This window comes from Camelimonas fluminis (assembly GCF_014656355.1).
In the GTDB taxonomy this organism is placed as follows: domain Bacteria; phylum Pseudomonadota; class Alphaproteobacteria; order Rhizobiales; family Beijerinckiaceae; genus Camelimonas; species Camelimonas fluminis.
Window position 1 is genome coordinate 426,500 of the sequence record NZ_BNCG01000002.1, and the last position, 19,570, is coordinate 446,069.

Sequence of the window (19,570 nt, forward strand, 5' to 3'; positions counted from 1 at the left end):
CAGGCCCGGCCACATGCAAAACGACGATATCCGCTTCCGGATGGTCAGGAGGTCGGCGCAGCCGGCGTTCCAGCCGCCGCTTCCGGCGTAATCGGGTGCGCGGCGAGCGCCTCGCGCAGGGCCTGCTCCTTGCTGTGATCGAGCGATGTCTTGAGCACCTCGCCGCCCGTGCCGCGCAACTCTTCCAGCACCTTGTCGCCAGTCACGCCCTGCACCAGCACGAACAGGGCGGCGTTGCCGGGCTGCAGCTTCTCGCCCAGCTCCTTCATGAACTTGTCGTTGATGCCGAAGTCGGTCAGCGCGCCGCCAACGGCGCCAGAGGCCGCGCCGATCGCCGCGCCAACGAGAGGCATCAGGAAAATCGCGCCGATGAGCAGGCCCCAAAGGCCGCCCGACGCCGCCCCAACCGCTGTCGTGTTCATCAGCTGGTTGAGCTTGACATGGCCCTTCTCGTTTTTGACGGCGATCACCGCGTCGCCAATCCTGATCAGATATTCTTTCTGCAGCTCGAACAGACGCTGACGGATCTCCTCCGCCTTCTGTTCATCCGGATAAACAACGACGACGAGATCAGACACGGGAGTACTCCGCTATACAGATGAGGAAAGCAGCGTCCCGGGCAACCGCTGGGAGCCCACGCCTTCGCGCGCAAAGCGCCTGCCCGGGATCTGACAGGCTACACTGCCTCCCGGGGGCGCCCGGCGCAACCGGCTGTCGCACGACCGCGTCATCGGAAGATGACGACGCCATGCTTCGGGGCGGGTTTGCCGTTTTGATTCCGGACGCCGCTCAGAGAGGCCGGAACCGGCCGACGCCAACATAGGCGACATGCCTCGGCCGACCCACAGGTTTTGCCCGAAAAACCAACTGCCCCCCAAAATGGTCAGCCGGCCGCGACCGCGCCTTTTGGCGGCGCGCCAAGCAGATCGGAGAACCAGCGGCTCGACGGATGCTGGGCGCAGAAGGTCAGCATCGCGATGGAGACCGGCACGCCGATGAAGGCGCCGAGAATCCCCCACAGGTAGCTCCAGAAAAACACCGAGAACAGCACCAGGAATGGCGACATGGACAGCGCCGAGCCAGCAACGCGGGGTTCAAGATAGCTGCCGACGACAAACTGGATCAGGTTGAGGCAGGCGAAGACCACCAGCACCGCTTCCCAGGACTGGAACTGGGCCATGGCGAACAGGGTGGGAAAGACGGTGGCCACCAGCGGCCCGATGAACGGGATGTAATTCAGCGCGAAGGCCATGACGCCCCACTCCGCCGCGAGCGGCAGGCCGACCGCGGTCGCGAAGACCCAGACGAGCGCGCCAGTCATGAGGCTCATCACCGTCCGCACGCCCATATATCTGCGCAGCTTGGCCGCCGTCTCGCTGGAGCCGCGCAACAGCACGCCCGCCACGGTCTGGTTCCTGAGCGCGCGCACCTTGCGGGACGCGTCGTCCACCTCGAGCAGGCCAAGGACCACGTAGACGAACACGACGATCCAGAAGCTCAGGGTGGTGTTGAACCGGCCCGTGACCTGCTGCGCGGCGCGCACGACCCAACCGACGTTGAAGTGCTCCGCCCAAAGTCCGGCCACGGCGATGCCGTGCCCCTCGAGCCAGGCGACGCCCATGGCGTAAAGCGCCTGAAAGCGCCCGGCGTCGGCGATGATCCAGCGGGTGACGCGCCCGAAGCCCCAGGCGACGATCCAGCCGAACACCAGAAAAACGGCCGCGACCACCAGCATGCTCAGGGCGAGCGCCAGTCCTTTCGGCATGCGCTTCTGCATCCAGCTCTGGAACGGCCACATCAGGGCGATCATGAACATGGCGAACACGACCGGCGCTATGACCGCGCCCGCATAATATATACACCCGAAAACAAGGATGACCGCGATCAGCACGATCATGGCCGTCGAGATCGATCCCCTGCCAGCGCTCTCCATACCCACTCCCCCCAAGCCGAACCGGTCCGGCCTCCTCTTCGCGACCTCAGGTCAAGGCCGACGACAAAGCCGCGACGACTTGTGGAAGCACTCATGACAGCGGGGCGGAGCCATCGCAAGAGACAGCTTCAGCCGGCGAATCGGCCGGGCAACGCATCGGGACGCAGCGGCTCCCCCTGCCGCGCGCCGTCCAGGAACCACGCCTCTCCGACGCAATCGCCTTTCCCCGACGCGCCCGGCCCGCCAGCGGGACGCAGCGGTCCAGACGAGGCCGGTTCGCATGTATTTCTCCCAAAAAACATACACACTTTATCGACAATCCGCGTTGTCATCGGCGGCTATTGTGGCCTAAGTGAATATACTGGCGGACAATGTGAATGCCCCATGCGGGCCCTCCGGGTCCATGACCTTTCAGGGAAATAATGTGTCTGGACAGGCTGCGGAAAAATCTGGCGGCGCGCTGTCGCGCTATCTTGTCGTTTCAACGCTCGTCGTCACGGGCGTCGTGCTGTCTGCCTGTGGGCGGGAAGACGCGAAGGCGCCTCCAGCGCCTGTCCGGCCGGTCCGGACTGTCACCGTCGCAAGCCAGCCTCCAGCCCCCGCCCTTGGCTTCACCGGCCACATCGAAGCGCAGGACCGGGTCGATCTCTCTTTCCGCATTGGCGGCCGCATGGCTGAGCGACATGCGGGCGTCGGCGCGACGGTGCGCGAAGGCGACGTTGTCGCCAGGCTTGATCCGGAAAACGAGCTGAATGACTTGCGCGCGGCAAGGGCCGCGCTGGCGTCGGCGGAGGGGCTTCGGCGCGAGGCGGACGGACAATATCAGCGGCAGAGCCAGTTGCTGGCGCGCAACGTCGCCACGCGGGCTGACTTTGAGGCGGCGGAGCAGGCCCGGCTCTCGGCCCGCTCCCAGGTGACGGCCGCGCAGGCGCGCGTCGCCTCGGCCGAGGATATCGTGGGTTTTACCACGCTCCGGGCTGACGCCCCTGGCGTGGTGACGCGCGTCGGCGCCGAGCCCGGCGAAGTAGTGGCTCCTGGGCGAATGATCATCCAGCTCGCGCGACGCGATGGCCGCGACGCGGTGTTTGAGGCGCCGGCGGATGTGGTCCGCTCCCTGCATCTCGACGATGCCGCCACGGTCATGCTGGCGGGCCAGGCGGGCGTGACGGCGCATGGCCGCGTGCGGGAGATTTCCCCGCAGGCGGACCCTGTGACGCGAACATTCACGGTGCGGGTCGGCCTGTCCGATCCGTCGCCCGCCTTCCGCCTCGGCGCCGCTGTTACGGCGCGGATTGGCGGCGACGGCAAGGCTGCGATTCACATACCGGCCACGGCGCTGACGCAGCGCGGGAGCGGCAAGGACCTGGAGACTGGCGTGTGGGTGGTTGATCCGGCGGCGCAGACAGTGTCGCTGCGCAAGGTCGAGGTTCTGGCCTCCGATCCGGCGACGGCGCACATCGGCAAGGGGCTGAACCCAGGCGACGTCGTCATCACCGCGGGGGCCAATGTCCTTCGCGAAGGTCAGCAGGTGCGTCTGGGCGGAGCGGAAACACGATGAGCTTCAACCTCTCGGAATGGGCGCTCAGAAGCCGCTCCGTCGTCATTTATCTGATGGTCATCGCCGTCGCCGCGGGCGTGTTCGCCTTCGAGCGCCTCGGCCGCAACGAGGACCCCGCCTTCGTCATCAAGACCATGGTGGTGTCCGCCGCCTGGCCAGGCGCGACGATGGAGGACATGCTGACCCAGGTCACCGAGCGTCTTGAGCGCCAGCTTGAGGAAACGCCAGGCCTGGATACGGTCCGCAGCTTCACGCGCCCCGGCGTGACAACCATTTTCGTTGATCTGAAGCAGTCGACGCCGGCGCGCGACGTGCAGGACACGTGGTATCGCGTCCGCAATCTCGTCACCGACATGCGTCACACGCTGCCAGCCGGCGTGGTCGGGCCGCTGTTCAATGACCGGTTCGGCGACACGTTCGGCATCATCTACGGCTTCACGTCCGATGGATTTTCGGGTCGCGAACTGCGCGACTATGTGGAAGCCGCGCGCTCGCGCCTGCTTCAGGTTCCGGACGTTTCGAAGATCGAGATCATCGGCGCCCAGGACGAGCGCATCTTCATCGAGTTCTCCGTCAGGGAACTGGCCAACCTCGGCATCGACCGCAACGCGTTGTTGGCGGCGCTGCAGAGCCAGAACGTGGTCCGCCCCGCCGGCGCCATCCAGACCCGCAACGAAACCATGTCGCTGCGGGTTTCCGGCGCGTTCGGATCGGAAGCCGACCTGCTCAACGTCAACTTCCCGGTGGGCGACCGGATGGTGCGCCTCGCCGACATCGCCACCGTGCGGCGCGGCCATGTCGATCCGCCGCAGCCGATGTTCCGCGTCAACGGTCGCGAAGCGATCGGCCTCGGCATCGCCATGCGCGACGGCGGCGACATTCTCGCCCTGGGCCAGAACATCAAGAAGGCCATGGCCGGCGTCATCGCCAACCTTCCGATCGGCGTCGAGGCGACGCTGGTGGCTGATCAGGCTGTGACGGTGGATCACGCCATCGCCGATTTCATGACCTCGCTCTGGCAGTCCGTCGCCATCATCATGGCGATGAGTTTCCTCAGCCTCGGCGTGCGCCCTGGCCTTGTGGTGGCGCTCTCCATCCCCCTTACCCTGGCCGTGGTTTTCGCGGTGATGCTGGTGTCCGGCATCGACATGCAGCGCATCTCGCTTGGCGCGCTCATCATCGCGCTCGCCCTGCTGGTCGACGACGCCATGACCACCACCGACGCGATGGTGACGCGCCTGGCCGCTGGCGATGAAAAAACCAGCGCCGCGACCTTCGCCTTCCGCAAATACGCCATGGCGATGCTGGCGGGCACGCTGGTCACCATCGCCGGCTTCCTGCCCATCGGCTTCGCCGCGAGTTCCGCCGGCGAATATACCTTCTCCCTCTTCGCCGTGGTCAGCATGGCCCTCGTGGCGTCCTGGTTCGTGGCGTTGATCTTCGCGCCGGTGCTGGGCGTCGCCATGCTGAAAGCGCCGGCGCCTGGCGCGGAGCCCCCAGGCCCTGGCAAGGTGGAGATCCTGTTCCGCAAGCTCCTTTCCGGGGCGATCCGGCTGCGCTGGATCACCATCGGCGTGACGCTCGCGCTGTTCGTGCTGTCGCTGCTCGCCCTGCCGCTGGTGCCCCGGCAGTTTTTCCCGGCGTCGGACCGGCCAGAACTGCTTGTTGACCTGACGCTGCCGCAGAACGCCTCGATCTACGCCAGCAAGGATATGGTCCAACGCTTCGACGCGGCGCTGAAGGACGACCCGGACGTGGCGCGCTGGAGCGCCTATGTGGGGCGCGGCGCCATCCGCTTCTACCTGCCGCTGAACGCCCAGTTGCCCAACAACTTCTTCAGCCAGGCGGTGATCGTCGCGAAGGACGTGCCGGCGCGCGAGCGCCTGCAGGCAAAACTGGAGAAGATGCTGGCGCACGACTTCCCCAATGTGGTGGCGCGCGTCTATCCGCTGGAGTTGGGGCCGCCGGTGGGGTGGCCGGTGCAATATCGCGTCAGCGGTCCGGACATTGCCGAGGTCCGCTCCATCGCCATGAAGGTCGCCCAGACCATCGCCGCCAATCCCCAGACCGACCATGTCAACTTCGACTGGATCGAGCCGGCGCGCGAACTGCAGCTGAAAGTGGATCAGGATGAGGCCCGGCGCCTGGGGCTCAGTTCCTCGGCTGTCGCCGCGGCGCTCAACTCCGTGGTGTCCGGCGCGACTGTGACCCAGGTGCGGGACGATATCTACCTCATCGACGTCGTTGCCCGGGCGCGCGACGCGGAACGGGTTTCGCTCGAGACGTTGCGCGGCATGCAGGTTGCGCTGCCCGGCGGGCGCACCGCGCCGCTGTCCCAGTTCGTGACCTTCAGCTACGGCCTCGACCAGCCGCTGGTGTGGCGACGCGACCGCACGCCGACCCTGACAGTCGCCGCCGACGTTCGCCCTGGAACCTTGCCGGAAACGGCGGTCAGCGCCCTGCAACCGTCGATTGAGGCGCTCGGCAAGAGCCTGCCGGCCGGCTACAGCATCGCCACTGGCGGCGCCGTCGAGGAAAGCGCCAAGTCACAGGCTTCGGTCCTCGCCGTCGTCCCGGTCATGCTGCTGGTGATGCTCACCGTGCTCATGGCGCAGTTGCGCAGCTTCCGGCTGCTCGCCATCGTCCTCGTCATCGCGCCGCTCGGCCTGATCGGCGTGGTCGGCGCGCTGTTGCTGTCCGGCAAGCCGCTCGGCTTCGTGGCGCTGCTCGGCGTTCTCGCCCTGATCGGCATCATCACCAAGAACGCGGTGATCCTCATCGGCCAGATCGAGGCCGAGCGAGCCGATGGCAAAAGCGTGGTGGACGCGGCGCTCGACGCCGCCGCCACGCGCTTCCGACCCATCATGCTGACGGCGATCTCGACAGTGCTCGGCATGATCCCCATCGCGCCAACCGTGTTCTGGGGACCAATGGCCTTCGCCATCATGGGCGGGTTGCTCGTGGCAACCGTGCTGACGCTGGTGTTGCTACCCGTGCTGTATGTAACGGTCTTCAACCGGAGCGGGTCGGCGCAGGCCGCGCCCGGCGCGCCGGCTGCAACCACCGCTGTGGGAGTTTCGGCATGATCCGGTTTCCAGCCAGGCAGCCCCTTCCCCAACAGCATCTACCCGGACGATCCTCGCCCAAACGCTTCATCAGCGCGACAGCCATGGCCCTGATGTTGCCGCTGGTCGCCTGCCAGGAGGCGAAGCCGCCGGCGGCGGAGGGTCGCCCGGTCGGCGTCACCCGGGTGGAAGCGGGCGCGGTTGCCAGCGATGTGCGGCTGAGCGGCGAAATCCAGGCCGAAAAAAGCGTCGGTCTCGCTTTCCGCATCAACGGCCGCGTCACCGAACGGAGCGTCAATGTGGGCGACCGGGTCACCGCCGGCCAGGTGGTCGCCCGCCTCGATCCGACGCTTGAGCGCAACGAACTGACAGCGGCCCAGGCGGCGCTGCAAGCGGCGCGCGGCGAGCTCAACACCGCGCGCAATACATTCGCGCGTCAGGATCGTCTGATGACGCAGGGCTTCACTACCCGGCCCCGCTTCGACCAGGCGCTAAGGGCCCAGGAGACCGCGCAGGCCGCCGTGGAGAACGCCGAGGCGCGGGTGGAGCTGGCGCGGGACAGGCTGGCCTTCACAGAATTGCGCGCCGGCGTTTCGGGCATTGTGACGGCGCGCTCCATCGAACCTGGCGAGGTGGTGCAACCGGGGCAGGTCGTGATCACCATGGCGCGGGAAGAAGGGCGTGACGCCGTCTTCCAGGTTCCGGCCCGGCTGCTGGAGGATCACGCGGGAACATATCGGGTTCGCGTCGCCCTTGCCGACAACCCGGCGGTGACAGCCGCCGGAACGGTGCGCGAGGTCGCCACGCAGGCTGACCCCGGCACCCGCGCCTTCCCGGTGAAGGTCAGCCTGATCAATCCGCCGGAGGCCATGCGTCTGGGCTCGACCGTGACAGGCGTGCTGGAAATCAGCACGCCGGCGATCATCTCGATCCCGGCAGGCGCTCTCACCCAGCAGGGATCGACGCCTGCGGTGTGGGTGGTCGATCCGGCGACCTCGACGGTTTCCCTGCGGAATATCGACGTTCTGCGCTTCGATCCGGACCGGGTGATCGTCGTCCATGGGCTGGAGCCGGGCGACCTCGTCGTCACGGCGGGGATTCAGGCGTTGCATCCTGGCCAGCGCGTGCGGCAGTTGCCAACCCCGGCCGGCGCGAGCGCTGGCCCGGCTTGACCCGCGGCCCTGTTTCAGGCCGCTGGCTCGCCAAAGCCATTCAAAGTCAGCAGCAAAGTCCTGCAAATATTTAAAAACATCGCGCTGCAGGACCGACTGGGGTTAAGCCGGTCACAGCGATTGGGGGGTAGCATGACGAATGGACAGGCAAGAAGCGTCCTTGCGCAGGGCGCAGCGGCGCGATCCCGCTGGATCTGGTTCCTGTGTCTCGGGTTTGCCCTGATCGCGGGCGGCGTTCTGGCCATCATGCTTCCCGTGCTCTCCACCCTCGCCGCCAGCCTTGTGCTGGGTCTGGTGCTGGCGGGCGTCGGCCTGTTCCAGATCATCCAGTCATTTCAGGTCACCGGCTGGGCCGGGTTCGTGTGGCATCTGCTGGTTGGCGTGATCCAGCTTGTCGGCGGCGCGCTCATCTATCTCAATCCACTCGCCGGAGCGATCGCCATCACCGCGCTGATCGCGATCGTGCTCCTGGCTCAGGGACTGTCGCAGATCGTGCTGGCGCTGCGCCTGCGGCCAGCCTCGGGATGGGGTTGGTTGTTGCTGTCGGGCGTCATCGCACTGCTCGCCAGCGCCGCGTTGCTGGCGAAATTCCGTTACACCAGCATCTACACGCCGGGCACCATCGCCGGCATCTCGCTGCTGTTCGCCGGATGCGCCTACCTCGCCATTGCGGTTACTGCCCGGCGCATCGGCTGACCGGACGCACGCCATGAAACGGACCCTGTGGGCGCGCCTCCTCAAATACGCCAGGCGCGCCGTCGTGCTCGCCGGCGTGGTCGTGGCCACCTTGCTGGGCGCACGGGCGCTCGACGCCTGGCGCAGTGAACCGCTGAAGCCCTGGCATACATTCGCGCCGGAGGAGCTGTCGCGCGACGAACTTGAGCACGCGACCTGGGAACGTTATCTGGCCGCCGAGCAGCGGATTTTCACGGAGGTTCGCGCAAAGGTTTCAGACAGGCTGACGCCCGAACTGCGCGCCGGGCTCAACCGTTACGCCCCCGGAAGCCGTGTGTATCCAGGCAACTTCGCCACCGACTGGAACCGCTCGATCATCCTTGAGCCGGATGGCGCCCCGCGCGGCGCGGCCGTATTCCTGCACGGCCTCACCGACGCGCCCTACAGCCTGCGCCATATCGCCCGGCGCTACCGCGACGCGGGTTTCCTCGCCGTCCTGATCCGCATGCCCGGGCATGGCGCGACGCCAGGCGGCCTCACCGGCGTAGAGTGGGAGGACTGGCTCGCCGCGACGCATCTCGCCGTGCGGGAGGCCCGCAAACGCAGCGGGCCCGACAAACCGCTGCACGTCATCGGCTATTCCAATGGCGGCGCGCTGGCGCTGATGTACGCCATGGACGCCATGGACAACGCCGCGCTGGCGAGGCCGGACCGCCTGGTGCTGCTGTCGCCGATGGTCGGCGTCACCGCCTTCGCCCGCTTCGCCGGGCTGGCGGGATTGCCCGCCATCTTCCCGCCCTTCGCCAAGAGCGCCTGGCTGGGCGTCCAGCCGGAATTCAACCCGTTCAAATTCAATTCGTTTCCGGTCAACGCCGCGCGCCAGTCGCATTTGCTGACCAGCGCCCTGCAGCAGCGTTTGCTGGCGCATGCCCGCGATAACCGCTGGCAAGGCATGCCGCCGGTACTGACCTTCCAGTCGACCGTCGACGCCACCGTGTCGTCGCAGGCGGTCACCGACGCGCTGTACGCCCTGCTGCCCGCCAATGGCAGCGAGCTTGTGCTGTTCGACATCAACCGCTCGCCGCACTTCACGCCCCTGTTCCGCCCCGGCCTTGCCGCCGGGTCGGAACGGATCAGGGCAGGCAGTCCGCGCCGGTTCCGTCTGGACGTCATCACCGCCGCTGAATCGGGAGCCGCGGTCGCCCACGTCACCGAAGCGGGCGCCGCGACGGAGAGGACGGAGGAACTCGGGCTGTCCTGGCCGCGCGACGTGTTTTCCCTCTCGCATGTGGCGCTGCCGTTCCCGATGCAGGACGGGCTTTATGGCCTGACCCCCGATCCGGCGGACGATTTCGGCGTCACCCTGGGCGCCCTTGCAATCCGCGGTGAGCGCGGCGCGCTGGTCGTCGGCATGGACTCCTTGCTGCGCATGTCCTCCAATCCATTTTATCCCTACGTGATCAACCGCATCATGGCCAACGTCGGCCAGGGCGGCGGCGCCGGTCAGGGCGGAACTGGTCAGGGCGAGGTCAGCCAGGGGCGCGCCAGCCAGGGCGACGCCAGGAATGACAAGGCGGGGCGCTGACCCGCAGCGCCGACCCGGCTTTCATAAAACGCCAAGATGTTCCGGTCATGATCGGGCGCGCTTTCCTGATGTTGCAGGCAGGAAACGGCGGCGGGTTTTCATGACATCGCATCCGGCGGTGGTTTGACGAAAGCCACGGGTCGTTTCATAGAACTGTTACAGGCAGCGCATGACAGGCGCTCGCATCCAGGCAGACCGCCGCCCCGGCGAGGCCTGACCGGGCTCCCGTCATATCCGTCTGTTTTGGCGCATTGTTCCGACGCGCAGGCATATCTGCGCCGCCGGAAAATGCTACAGGTGCGCATCCGTGGCGAAGCAAAAGAATATCAGCAAGAATGACGCGCCGTCCCCGGCGCCCGCCAGCGACATCCCGGCGACCGGAGCGACCCTGGCCGTGATCCCCAACGGCGCAAGCGCCGCCGCGCCACAGCCCGCGCCAGAAGCCAAAAAACTCGCCCGCAAACCATTCATGCGCCAGTACGAACTGGTGGAGCGGGTCAAGAGTTACGATCCCGACGCTGACGAGGCCCTGCTCGATCGCGCCTATGTCTACGCCATGCGCGCCCATGGCAGCCAGGTGCGCGCCTCCGGCGATCCTTACTTCAATCACCCGCTCGCCGTCGCCGCCATTCTCTGCGACATGAAACTGGACGACGCGACCATCGTCGCCGCCATTCTGCACGACGTCATCGAGGACACCGACGCCACCCGCGAGGAGATCGACCGTCTGTTCGGTCCGGAAATCGGCGCGCTCGTCGACGGCCTAACCAAGATCAAGAAGCTCGATTTCGTCTCGCGCAAGGCGCAGCAGGGCGAGAATTTCCGCAAGCTGTTGCTGGCCATCGCCGCCGACGTGCGGGTGTTGCTGGTGAAGCTGGCCGACCGGCTGCACAACATGCGCACCCTGGAGTTCGTGCCGCCGCACAAACGCCAGCGCATCGCTCAGGAAACCCTGGACATCTATGCCCCGCTCGCCGGCCGCATGGGCATCCAGGAGATGCGGCAGGAGCTCGAAGAGCTTTCCTTCCATCATCTCAACGGAGACGCCCAGCAGACCATCAAACGCCGGCTGGAAGAGATGGTGGGGCGCAGCGGCGCGCTGATCGAAGGCATTGAAAGCGACCTGCGCGACCGGCTGGCGGCGGCGGGAATCGACGCCGTGGTCAAGGGGCGCGCCAAGTCGCCTTATTCGATTTTTCGCAAGATGGAGCGCAAGTCGGTCGGCTTCGAGCAGCTGTCGGATATCTTCGGCTTCCGGGTCATCGTCAACAGCATCGCCGACTGCTATCGCGCCCTTGGCGTGGTCCACACCACCTGGCCAATGGTGCCTGGCCGGTACAAGGACTACATCTCCACGCCCAAGCAGAACGACTACCGCTCCATCCACACCACGGTGGTCGGCCCGGGCCACCAGCGGGTCGAGCTGCAAATCCGCACCCGCGACATGGACAGCGTCGCCGAACTCGGCATCGCCGCCCACGCCCTCTACAAGGAGGGACTGAGCGACAACAGCGCCCTGGCGGTGGAGAGCCGCGCGTATCGCTGGCTGCGCCGCACGGTGGATCTGCTGGCGGAAGGCGACAGCCCGGAAGAGTTTCTGGAGCATACCCGCCTGGAGTTGTTCCACGATCAGGTGTTCTGCTTCACGCCCAAGGGACGCCTCATCGCCCTGCCGCGCGGCGCCACGCCCATCGACTTCGCCTACGCCGTGCACACCGACGTGGGCGACAGCGCCGTTGGCGTGAAGATCAACGGCCGGCTGTCGCCGCTGCTGTCGGAATTGCAGAACGGCGACGAGGTCGACATCATCCGCGCCAACGGCCAGACGCCGCCGGCCGCCTGGGAAAGCCTGGTGGTCACCGGCAAGGCGCGCGCCGCCATCCGCCGCGCCTCGCGCAGCGCCGTGCGCAAGCAGTACGCCGGCCTCGGCCAGCAAATTCTGGAACGGGCTTTCGAGCGCGCCGGCAAGGCGTTTTCCGATGACAAGCTGCGCGGCGCCCTGCCCCGCCTCGCCCGCCAGTCCGTGGAAGACGTTCTGGCGGCGGTGGGCCGCGGCGAGATTTTCTCCGGCGACGTGGTGAAGGCGATCTATCCCGATTATCAGGAGGACAGCCGCGTCAGTCCGGACGCCCCGTCGATGGCCGGCTGGTTTGATCTGAAGAATGACAGCAGCGTCAAGCTGCAACTGCCCGGCAACCAGGACAATCCGGGCGCCTTGCCGATTCGCGGCGCCGGCAAGGACCTGCCCGTGCGCTTTGCTCCCGGCGGCGGCGCCGTGCCGGGCGACCGCATCATCGGCATTTTCACCCTCGGCGAAGGCGTAACGATCTATCCGATCCAGTCGCCGGCGCTGGCCGATTTCGAAAACGAGCCGGAGCGCTGGATCGACGTGCGCTGGGACGTGGACGGGCGCAATCGCCAGCGCTTCCCCGCCCGGATCCGCATGAAATCGATCAACGAGCCCGGCAGCCTCGCCCAGATCACCCAGGTCATCGCGGATCACGACGGCAACATCGACAATGTGTCGATGGTGCGCCCCACGGCCGACTTCACCAATGTGACGGTTGACCTCGCCGTCTGGGACCTTAAACACCTCAACAACATCATCGCGGAGCTGCGCGCCAAACGCGTCGTCAACAACGTCGAACGCGTCATCGAATAGGCCGCCGTCGCCCAAACACCAGTGCAAGGCCCATGACCCAGCAAGACACTTCTACCCAGGAAGACGCCCGGACCCAGGAAGAAACCCTAGCGGAATTCCGCGACGCCGGCGCCTTGCTGGAAGGCCACTTCATTCTGTCTTCGGGGCGGCGCAGCCCGGTGTTCATCCAGAAGATGTTCATCTTCCAGGACCCGGTGCGCACCGAGCGCGTCTGCAAGGCGCTGGCCCGCAAGGCCGAGGCGGCGTTCGGCAAGATCGACGTGGTGGTTTCGCCGGCGGTGGGCGGCATCGTGCCCGGCTATGAAACCGCGCGGCACCTGGGCGCCAGGGCGATCTTTGTCGAGCGGGTCGAGGGCCAGTTTGAACTGCGCCGCGGCTTCGAGATTCCGGCTGACGCGCGCGTGCTGATGGTGGAGGACATCATCACCACGGGCCTTTCCTCGCGCGAATGTCTGGCGGCCATCGCCCGCTATTCGGCCAATGTGGTGGGCGCCGCCTGCCTGATCGACCGCTCCGGCGGCAAGGTCGACATCGGCGCGCCGCTGATCTCACTGGCCGCGGTCAACGTACCGGACTATGCGGCGGACCAGTTGCCGCCGGAACTCGCGGCGATCCCGGCGATCAAGCCCGGAAGCCGCGGCCTCGCCAGCTGAACCAGCCGGCGGCCCCGGGCTCCACCCCATCTGAAGCTCCCTGTATTGGAAACGGGGGCGCCGCGCCGGCGCCTCCGCATGACGGCGCCTGCCCCCGGGCGCGCCGTCTGGCGGGCGGTCCGCCGGCAGCGACCTGATCCGGCCCGAAATACCGGAGGATCATTGCCCCTGCCGCGTCGAACTGACTATCGAAGACAATTGTAGACAAGGCGCTTTTCGTTTAGTGTCCGGTACAACCTTCCGATACTTCACGATTTCATTTCACCTCCGGAGCGACGACAGTCCCCCGGCAATTCATTTGAGGCGCCATGACCAGCCGCGACCGCATTGCGTTGTTTATTGACGGCGCAAACCTCCACGCCACCGCCCGCAATCTTGGTTTTGAGATTGATTACAAACGACTTTTGAAAGAATTCAACGCTCAGGGCATCCTGGTTCGCGCCTACTACTATACCGCGATGATCGACGACCAGGAGTACTCCTCGTTGCGCCCGCTGGTCGACTGGCTCGATTACAACGGTTTTCGCGTGGTCACCAAGCCGGCCAAAGAATTCATCGACGCAGCCGGTCGCCGCAAGGTCAAGGGCAACATGGACATCGAGCTGGCCATCGACGCCCTCGACATGGCGCCCTACCTCGACCGGGTCGTGCTGTTTTCAGGCGACGGCGATTTCCGCTCCCTGGTCAATGCCTTGCAACGTCGCGGACTTCGCGTCACGGTCATTTCCTCGATTGTGACCCAGCCGCCCATGGTGGCGGATGAGCTGCGCCGTCAGGCCGATGAGTTCATAGATCTGGCCAATCTTGCCTCGCGTGTTGGTCGGGACATTGCGGAGCGGTCTCCGCGCGACAGGTCGCCAGAAGGTCGGAGCGACGAGCGCCCGCGTAATCTGCAGAGCCGCTATGGCATTCGCCAGAACGGCGATGAGGAAGTCGGGCCGTAAGCACGCCAGGCTTCCTGCCACTGACGTTGCTCCCCGATGAAACGGACGCCGCTTCACAAAGGAACACGACATATAAATCTGGGTATCAGAAATAAATTTAGGCCCTGACTGGCGGAAGTTCCGTCAGCCAGGGCATGCTTTTATTTATAGCTTTGGCTTTCCCTGGACGCCGCAACTGCTTCGCATCGGAATGGGCATCGCTGCAACCGGGGCAGTTGACGGCGATCCGGATTTGGCAGCCGCCGAACGGCTCCGCAGATCCGGCAAATCACCCTCACGCGCATCGCCTGTGGACGGATCGGGGATGGCGCCTGCGTCACATCAAGGGCAATCTTCGTAGACGCGCGCGCCCGGCGAAGCCGCGCCATTGCGCCGGCGCACGCCGGCAGCCGTCATCCCTTGTCCCGCAAAAGCCGCCCCTTCTCCCGGTCCCACTCCCGTTTCTTGACCGTTTCGCGCTTGTCGGCCGCGTTCTTGCCCCGGGCGAGCGCCAGCTCGACCTTGGCCCGCCCCCGGTCGTTGAAATAAACGCGCAGCGGCACGATGGTGAAACCGTCGCGCTGCACGGCGCCAATCATCTTGCCGATCTGGCGGGCGTGCAGCAGCAGGCGGCGCGGCCGTTTCGGCTCGTGATTGAACCGGTTGGCCTGCAGATACTCGGGAATGTAAGCGTTGAACAGAAACAGCTCATTGCCGGAAGGGCCAGCGTAGGATTCGCCAATCGTCGCCTTGCCGGTGCGCAGCGATTTCACTTCTGTGCCAGTCAACGCAATGCCCGCCTCGACCGTTTCAACGATTTCGTAGTTGAAACGGGCCTTGCGATTGTCTGCAACAATCTTCCGGTCGTCCTTCTTGGCAGCCGCCATGCTCAGGCGCTCTCCAGCAATCCGGCGTGCGTCATCGCCGCCCGCACCGCAACCTGCCCCATATCCGTTACCGGGACGATCGGCAGACGCACATGCGGCCCCATGCGGCCCAACAGCGACAGCGCATACTTGGCCGGAGACGGGCTGGGCTCGCAGAACAGGTTCATGTTCAGGGGCATCAGCCGGTCGTTCAGCGCCCGCGCATGCTCGTAATCTCCAGCCAGACAGGCGTTCTGGAACTGGCTGTACAGCGCCGGAGCCACATTGGACGTCACCGAGATGCAGCCATGGCCGCCATGGGCCATGAAGCCCAGGCAGGTCCCGTCCTCACCCGACAGCTGGATGAAGTCCTCGCCCAGGGCGAGGCGCTGCATGCTGATGCGGGTGATGTTGGCGGTCGCGTCCTTCACGCCGACAATGTTGGGCAGCTCATAGAGACGCTTCATGGTGTCAATCGACATGTCGACGATGGAGCGGCCCGGAATGTTGTAGATGAAGATCGGAATGCCGACCGCATCATTCACCGCCCGGAAGTGCTGGTACATGCCCTCCTGGCTCGGCTTGTTGTAGTAGGGCGTCACCACCAGCAGCGCGTCGGCGCCAGCCTGCTCGGCGTGCTGGGCCAGATCGATCGCCTCGCGGGTATTGTTGGAGCCGGCGCCAGCGATGACCGGAGCGCGCCCCTTCGCCTCGGCGATGCACCACTCGACGACCTTGCGGTGCTCGTCATGGGAAAGCGTCGGGCTTTCGCCGGTCGTGCCGACCGGCACCAGCCCGTGAACGCCATTTGCGATCTGCCAGTCCACGTGAGCGCGAAATGCTCCTTCGTCGAGCTCCCCATCGGCGCCGAAGGGCGTCACGAGGGCGGTAAAAGCTCCCTTGAAGTTCGTGTGCGTTGTCATGAATGTTCCTGGACTGTGACGCCGCAAGGCGGAGTATCCGCCAGCAATTGATACCAAATACCCTGAACCGGTCATGCATCAGGAAACATCACAGCCAATCCGTGACGCCGCCCCGCATTTACGTTCATTTAACCATAAATGCTGCTGAATCGGACACATAGACGCCAAACTGGCCGCAGTTGCTGCCCGACTGATGTCTCATTCCTGTCCTATCGAACGCATGCCGCATGCGCGGGAGTGAGATCTGGCAGGCTCCCGCGCTGGATTAAAGACATACCTGCTCTTTTGAACTCGTGAAAGGGCGCCGATGACCCAGCCCCGTGAAAACGCTCCCGAAGGCAATCCGCGCGACGCCCGCCGTCCCCGCCGGCGCATTCTCGCCGCCAGCGCGACGGCCGCCGCCAGCGCTGTCGCCATTGGCGCGATCTACGCCGGAATGCACTGGGGACCCGGATTTTACGGAGCCCGGATCAAGGCGCCGCCGCCCCAGGCTGTGCCCCCGGCCATGCAGCAGCAGGCGGCAATCCCGTCCACCGTCGCGCCGCCGCCGAAGCCGGCAGGTCTCGTGGAGCAGGCGGGCAACGTCGCTCTCCCCGCCCCGTTGACCGATCCGGCCCTGACAGTCAACGACCGGCCGGTGGCGGCGCCGCCGACCGGCGTTTCAACCGCAGCGCTCCGCCAGGCGATCGACGCCTATCGCGGCGGCAAGCTGGGGGACGGCGACGGCGCCGCGACGCGCATCAATGACCCTGCGGCCCGCGCCCTGCTTGAATGGCTGGCCATCCGCTACAATGGCTCCTCCATGGGATTTGAGCGGATCGACGCCTTTGTTCGCAAATATCCCGACTGGCCCGCCGGCAATCTGGCGCAGCGCCAGGCGGAATACGCGTTGATGCGGCAAAAGGCCGGCCCCGACGCCGTGATCGCCTTCTTCACCGGCAAGGAGCCCCAGACACCGCATGGCGCACTGTTGCTGGCCGACGCCCGTCGCGCCCGCGGCGACGCCACGACCGCCGCGAGACTCATCGTCAACATGTGGCGCAACGATCCGCTGCCGGTAGCGATCGAGAAGCGTCTGGTCGCGGAATATCCGCAGCAGCTGACGCAGGCCGAGCACCGCAATCGCATGGAGCACTTCCTGCTCCAGGAAAAGTGGGACGTGGCGTTGCGCGCAGCGACGCTCGCTGGACCGGATCATGTGAAGCTGGCCCGCGCGCGCATGGCCGTCGCCCAGGTCAAACAGCCTGGCAAGGCGGCGGAAAAAGCACTGGACGCTGTTCCCGCCGCGCTGCGCAAGGATCCATCCTGGCAGTTTTCCAAAGCGCTGTTCCTCCGCAAGAAGGAGGACAATGACGACGCCCTGGCCATCCACAAGGCCGTGCCGCAGGAGGCGCTTGATCTGGACGGCGGCGATGAGTGGTGGATTGAGCGGCGCATTCTTGCCCGCCGCTATCTCGACGCTGGCAAGGCCGACATCGCCTATGATCTGGTTCGCCGTCACGGCGCCGAGCGCGACGCCCTGAAGATCGAAGCGGAATTCCACGCCGGATGGATCGCCCTGCGCTATCTTGGCAAGGCGGAGGCGGCGCTTGGCCATTTCGACGCCGCCGCAAGGATTGCCGGCACGCCGGTTTCCCTGGCCCGCACAGCCTACTGGCGCGGACGCGCGCACGAAGCCCTTGGCGATCTGGCGGCCGCGCGCGCCGACTATGACGCCGCCGCGCGCCACGGCACCGCTTATTATGGCCAGCTGGCGCGCATCAAACTGGCCGACAATGGTCTCTCCGTCAGCCCGCCTGCGCCGCCAGCGACCAACAACGCCATCGACAGCCTGCCTGTCCGGGCGATCCGCCTGCTGCATGAGGCGGATGCGGACGACCTCGCCACGCCTCTTTACGTGGGCGTAGCCAAAACGCTTGATGATCCGGGCGTCATCGATCTGGTCGCGCGCCTGGCGGCCAACCGCAATGACGCGCGCTCCATGGTGATGATCGGCAAAGCGGCGATGCAGCGCGGCCTGCCGCTGGCGGACGTCGCGTGGCCGGTGCAGGGCGTGCCGCAGTTCGCACAGACAGGCAAAGCCGTGGAGCGGGCGATGGTGCTGGCCATTTCCCGTCAGGAAAGCGTCTTTGACCCCACAGCCATGTCCTCAGCCGGCGCGCGCGGCCTCATGCAGTTGATGCCGGCGACGGCGCAACGCACGGCCCAGCGGGCTGGCCAGCCGTTCGATCAGGGCCGCCTGACCACCGATGCGACCTACAACGCCCGGCTTGGCGCGTGGCATCTGGGCGACCTGCTGGACGACTGGCGCGGCTCGTACATCCTGACCTTCGCGGCCTATAACGCTGGCGGCGGCAATGTGAAAAAGTGGATTACCGCCCACGGCGATCCACGCGATCCCGGCGTCGATCCCGTCGATTGGGTCGAGCGCATTCCGTTCAGCGAGACGCGCAACTATGTGCAGCGGGTCATGGAAAACCTGCAGGTTTACCGTCAGCGTCTGGCTCCCGGCGCGCCCTTGCGCATGGCTGACGACCTGAAGCGCGGCATGGTGGCGATGGCTGCCAGCGGTCCAGCGCCATCGCAGGCGCCGGTCCCCGTCGTACAGGCTCCCCTCGCAACCTCGCCTGACACCACAGCCAGCATCCGGCCGGCAGCAGAATCTCTTGCCGCCGACTGACGCCAAAATACCGTGGGCCCTGCATGTTGTGGGATTCTTGGTGAAGGGCGGTTTGGCTGCGGGAATGGATTCAACATTCGCATCCACCTTCACATCATGCGGCGGGCAAATGTTGGATTTATAATTAAATTGCAATATCAATAGATTAGCAGATATTTCTGCTTTCCGACATTCGCTGCGCCGCTCTGCATCGATGGGTGCGAATGGCGCAAACAGACAGCAAGCCCCGGGAGACGCATGGCGTTTCCCGCCGGGAGAAGCCTTACGCTGATCTGCGCCATGCCGATCCCCCATGCGGCGCGCCTTCGCGACCTTGCGGACGGTCGCCTTGCGCCTTGCGTTGCCAGCGGCGCAGGCAGCAACGTCGCCGGACGCAGGGACCTGTGTGGCGCGCAACAGGCTCGCCGCGATCGACGCCGGTCAAACCATCCCCCTCACGTTGATATGGCGGGCCGCCGCGTCAGGCTGCGCTGTCCGGAAATGGACCTGCAACCGACCACCAGTTCCGCACCAACGCCTCGCGTCGCCCCCTTCCTTCAGCTTCTCCTGCAGTATTTCAGGGAATTGCTCCGTCGGCCGCACTGCTGCGGCAACCAGAGCCGCCTCCTCCCGGTCGCATGAACGAACAAAAAAGCCCCGGCCTGAGCCGGGGCTTTCTGTCCTGAATGCTGTTAACCAGCGATCAGAAGGTGCGGTCGATACGCAGGCGGGTCAGCCAGTTATCGTCATAGGTGGTGGTCTTGCCGGTGATCGAGCCAAACTTGTTGGCGTCGTAGACGCGACCCTTGGCGATGTCGAGGCGCTGATAGAGCACTTCCACGCCGATATCGAGGTCCTTGACCGGCGACCAGACCAGGTTGGTCAGGCCGACGAAC

The 19,570-nt window shown here is 65.8% G+C and carries 13 protein-coding genes and 1 pseudogene; 9 read left to right on the top strand and 5 right to left on the bottom strand.

All coding sequences use genetic code 11. The features are described 5' to 3' along the window. Window positions 1-44: 44 nt before the first annotated feature. On the bottom strand, window positions 45-578 hold the full coding sequence (locus IE243_RS05285; protein ID WP_191318286.1) for a DUF1269 domain-containing protein: 534 nt from the start codon (window positions 576-578) through the stop codon (window positions 45-47). 305 nt (window positions 579-883) lie between these two features. Continuing rightward, window positions 884-1,933: an AI-2E family transporter gene (locus tag IE243_RS05290; RefSeq protein ID WP_191318287.1), complete on the bottom strand. Its 1,050-nt coding sequence runs from the start codon at window positions 1,931-1,933 to the stop codon at window positions 884-886. A gap of 424 nt (window positions 1,934-2,357) precedes the next feature. Between IE243_RS05290 and IE243_RS05295 the strand changes: the two genes are divergently transcribed. The 8 genes from IE243_RS05295 (at window position 2,358) to IE243_RS05330 (ending at window position 14,247) form a co-directional block, all read left to right on the top strand. Then, the gene (locus IE243_RS05295) at window positions 2,358-3,491 is read left to right on the top strand and encodes an efflux RND transporter periplasmic adaptor subunit (protein ID WP_244642767.1); all 1,134 of its coding nucleotides are present in this window, start codon (window positions 2,358-2,360) and stop codon (window positions 3,489-3,491) included. Continuing rightward, window positions 3,488-6,577 carry an efflux RND transporter permease subunit gene (locus IE243_RS05300; RefSeq protein WP_191318289.1) on the top strand — a complete coding sequence of 1,030 codons (3,090 nt, stop codon included), beginning with the start codon at window positions 3,488-3,490 and terminating at the stop codon, window positions 6,575-6,577. Before IE243_RS05295 ends, IE243_RS05300 begins: the two co-directional genes overlap by 4 nt. Next, window positions 6,574-7,728 (top strand): efflux RND transporter periplasmic adaptor subunit, encoded by a 1,155-nt coding sequence (locus IE243_RS05305; RefSeq protein ID WP_191318290.1) that lies wholly within the window; start codon window positions 6,574-6,576, stop codon window positions 7,726-7,728. The genes IE243_RS05300 and IE243_RS05305 overlap by 4 nt, the downstream gene beginning before the upstream one ends. Before the next feature lie 132 nt (window positions 7,729-7,860). Further along, window positions 7,861-8,424 carry an HdeD family acid-resistance protein gene (locus IE243_RS05310; RefSeq protein ID WP_191318291.1) on the top strand — a complete coding sequence of 188 codons (564 nt, stop codon included), beginning with the start codon at window positions 7,861-7,863 and terminating at the stop codon, window positions 8,422-8,424. 13 nt (window positions 8,425-8,437) lie between these two features. After that, window positions 8,438-9,988 (top strand): alpha/beta hydrolase, encoded by a 1,551-nt coding sequence (locus IE243_RS05315; protein WP_210319797.1) that lies wholly within the window; start codon window positions 8,438-8,440, stop codon window positions 9,986-9,988. Between the two features lie 469 nt (window positions 9,989-10,457). Continuing rightward, window positions 10,458-12,650 carry a RelA/SpoT family protein gene (locus tag IE243_RS05320; protein ID WP_191318333.1) on the top strand — a complete coding sequence of 731 codons (2,193 nt, stop codon included), beginning with the start codon at window positions 10,458-10,460 and terminating at the stop codon, window positions 12,648-12,650. A gap of 32 nt (window positions 12,651-12,682) precedes the next feature. Beyond that, window positions 12,683-13,303 carry an orotate phosphoribosyltransferase gene (gene pyrE / locus IE243_RS05325; protein ID WP_191318292.1) on the top strand — a complete coding sequence of 207 codons (621 nt, stop codon included), beginning with the start codon at window positions 12,683-12,685 and terminating at the stop codon, window positions 13,301-13,303. 308 nt (window positions 13,304-13,611) lie between these two features. Beyond that, on the top strand, window positions 13,612-14,247 hold the full coding sequence (locus tag IE243_RS05330) for a LabA-like NYN domain-containing protein (RefSeq protein WP_191318293.1): 636 nt from the start codon (window positions 13,612-13,614) through the stop codon (window positions 14,245-14,247). Window positions 14,248-14,639: 392 nt separating this feature from the next. Here IE243_RS05330 and smpB read toward each other — a convergent pair whose 3' ends face one another. Both smpB and dapA read right to left on the bottom strand, forming a co-directional pair. Continuing rightward, a complete protein-coding gene (gene smpB, locus IE243_RS05335; protein WP_191318294.1) occupies window positions 14,640-15,113 on the bottom strand; it encodes an SsrA-binding protein SmpB in 474 nt (157 codons plus the stop codon). Between the two features lie 2 nt (window positions 15,114-15,115). Then, window positions 15,116-16,015 (bottom strand): 4-hydroxy-tetrahydrodipicolinate synthase, encoded by a 900-nt coding sequence (gene dapA, locus IE243_RS05340; protein WP_191318295.1) that lies wholly within the window; start codon window positions 16,013-16,015, stop codon window positions 15,116-15,118. A gap of 307 nt (window positions 16,016-16,322) precedes the next feature. Here dapA and IE243_RS05345 point away from each other — a divergent pair, with 307 nt between their 5' ends. Continuing rightward, window positions 16,323-18,695: a lytic transglycosylase domain-containing protein gene (locus tag IE243_RS05345; protein ID WP_191318296.1), complete on the top strand. Its 2,373-nt coding sequence runs from the start codon at window positions 16,323-16,325 to the stop codon at window positions 18,693-18,695. Window positions 18,696-19,377: 682 nt separating this feature from the next. Here IE243_RS05345 and IE243_RS05350 read toward each other — a convergent pair. Beyond that, window positions 19,378-19,570 (bottom strand): annotated as a pseudogene (locus IE243_RS05350) (porin); the annotation flags it as partial.

What these genes read in the sequence shown, in the direction of transcription:
- IE243_RS05290 (WP_191318287.1), bottom strand. Translation starts at nt 1,933, where the DNA reads ATGGAGAGCGCTGGCAGGGGATCGATCTCGACGGCCATGATCGTGCTG.
- IE243_RS05300 (WP_191318289.1), top strand. Translation starts at nt 3,488, where the DNA reads ATGAGCTTCAACCTCTCGGAATGGGCGCTCAGAAGCCGCTCCGTCGTC.
- IE243_RS05305 (WP_191318290.1), top strand. Translation starts at nt 6,574, where the DNA reads ATGATCCGGTTTCCAGCCAGGCAGCCCCTTCCCCAACAGCATCTACCC.
- IE243_RS05310 (WP_191318291.1), top strand. Translation starts at nt 7,861, where the DNA reads ATGACGAATGGACAGGCAAGAAGCGTCCTTGCGCAGGGCGCAGCGGCG.
- IE243_RS05315 (WP_210319797.1), top strand. Translation starts at nt 8,438, where the DNA reads ATGAAACGGACCCTGTGGGCGCGCCTCCTCAAATACGCCAGGCGCGCC.
- IE243_RS05320 (WP_191318333.1), top strand. Translation starts at nt 10,458, where the DNA reads ATGCGCCAGTACGAACTGGTGGAGCGGGTCAAGAGTTACGATCCCGAC.
- pyrE (WP_191318292.1), top strand. Translation starts at nt 12,683, where the DNA reads ATGACCCAGCAAGACACTTCTACCCAGGAAGACGCCCGGACCCAGGAA.
- IE243_RS05330 (WP_191318293.1), top strand. Translation starts at nt 13,612, where the DNA reads ATGACCAGCCGCGACCGCATTGCGTTGTTTATTGACGGCGCAAACCTC.
- smpB (WP_191318294.1), bottom strand. Translation starts at nt 15,113, where the DNA reads ATGGCGGCTGCCAAGAAGGACGACCGGAAGATTGTTGCAGACAATCGC.
- dapA (WP_191318295.1), bottom strand. Translation starts at nt 16,015, where the DNA reads ATGACAACGCACACGAACTTCAAGGGAGCTTTTACCGCCCTCGTGACG.
- IE243_RS05345 (WP_191318296.1), top strand. Translation starts at nt 16,323, where the DNA reads ATGACCCAGCCCCGTGAAAACGCTCCCGAAGGCAATCCGCGCGACGCC.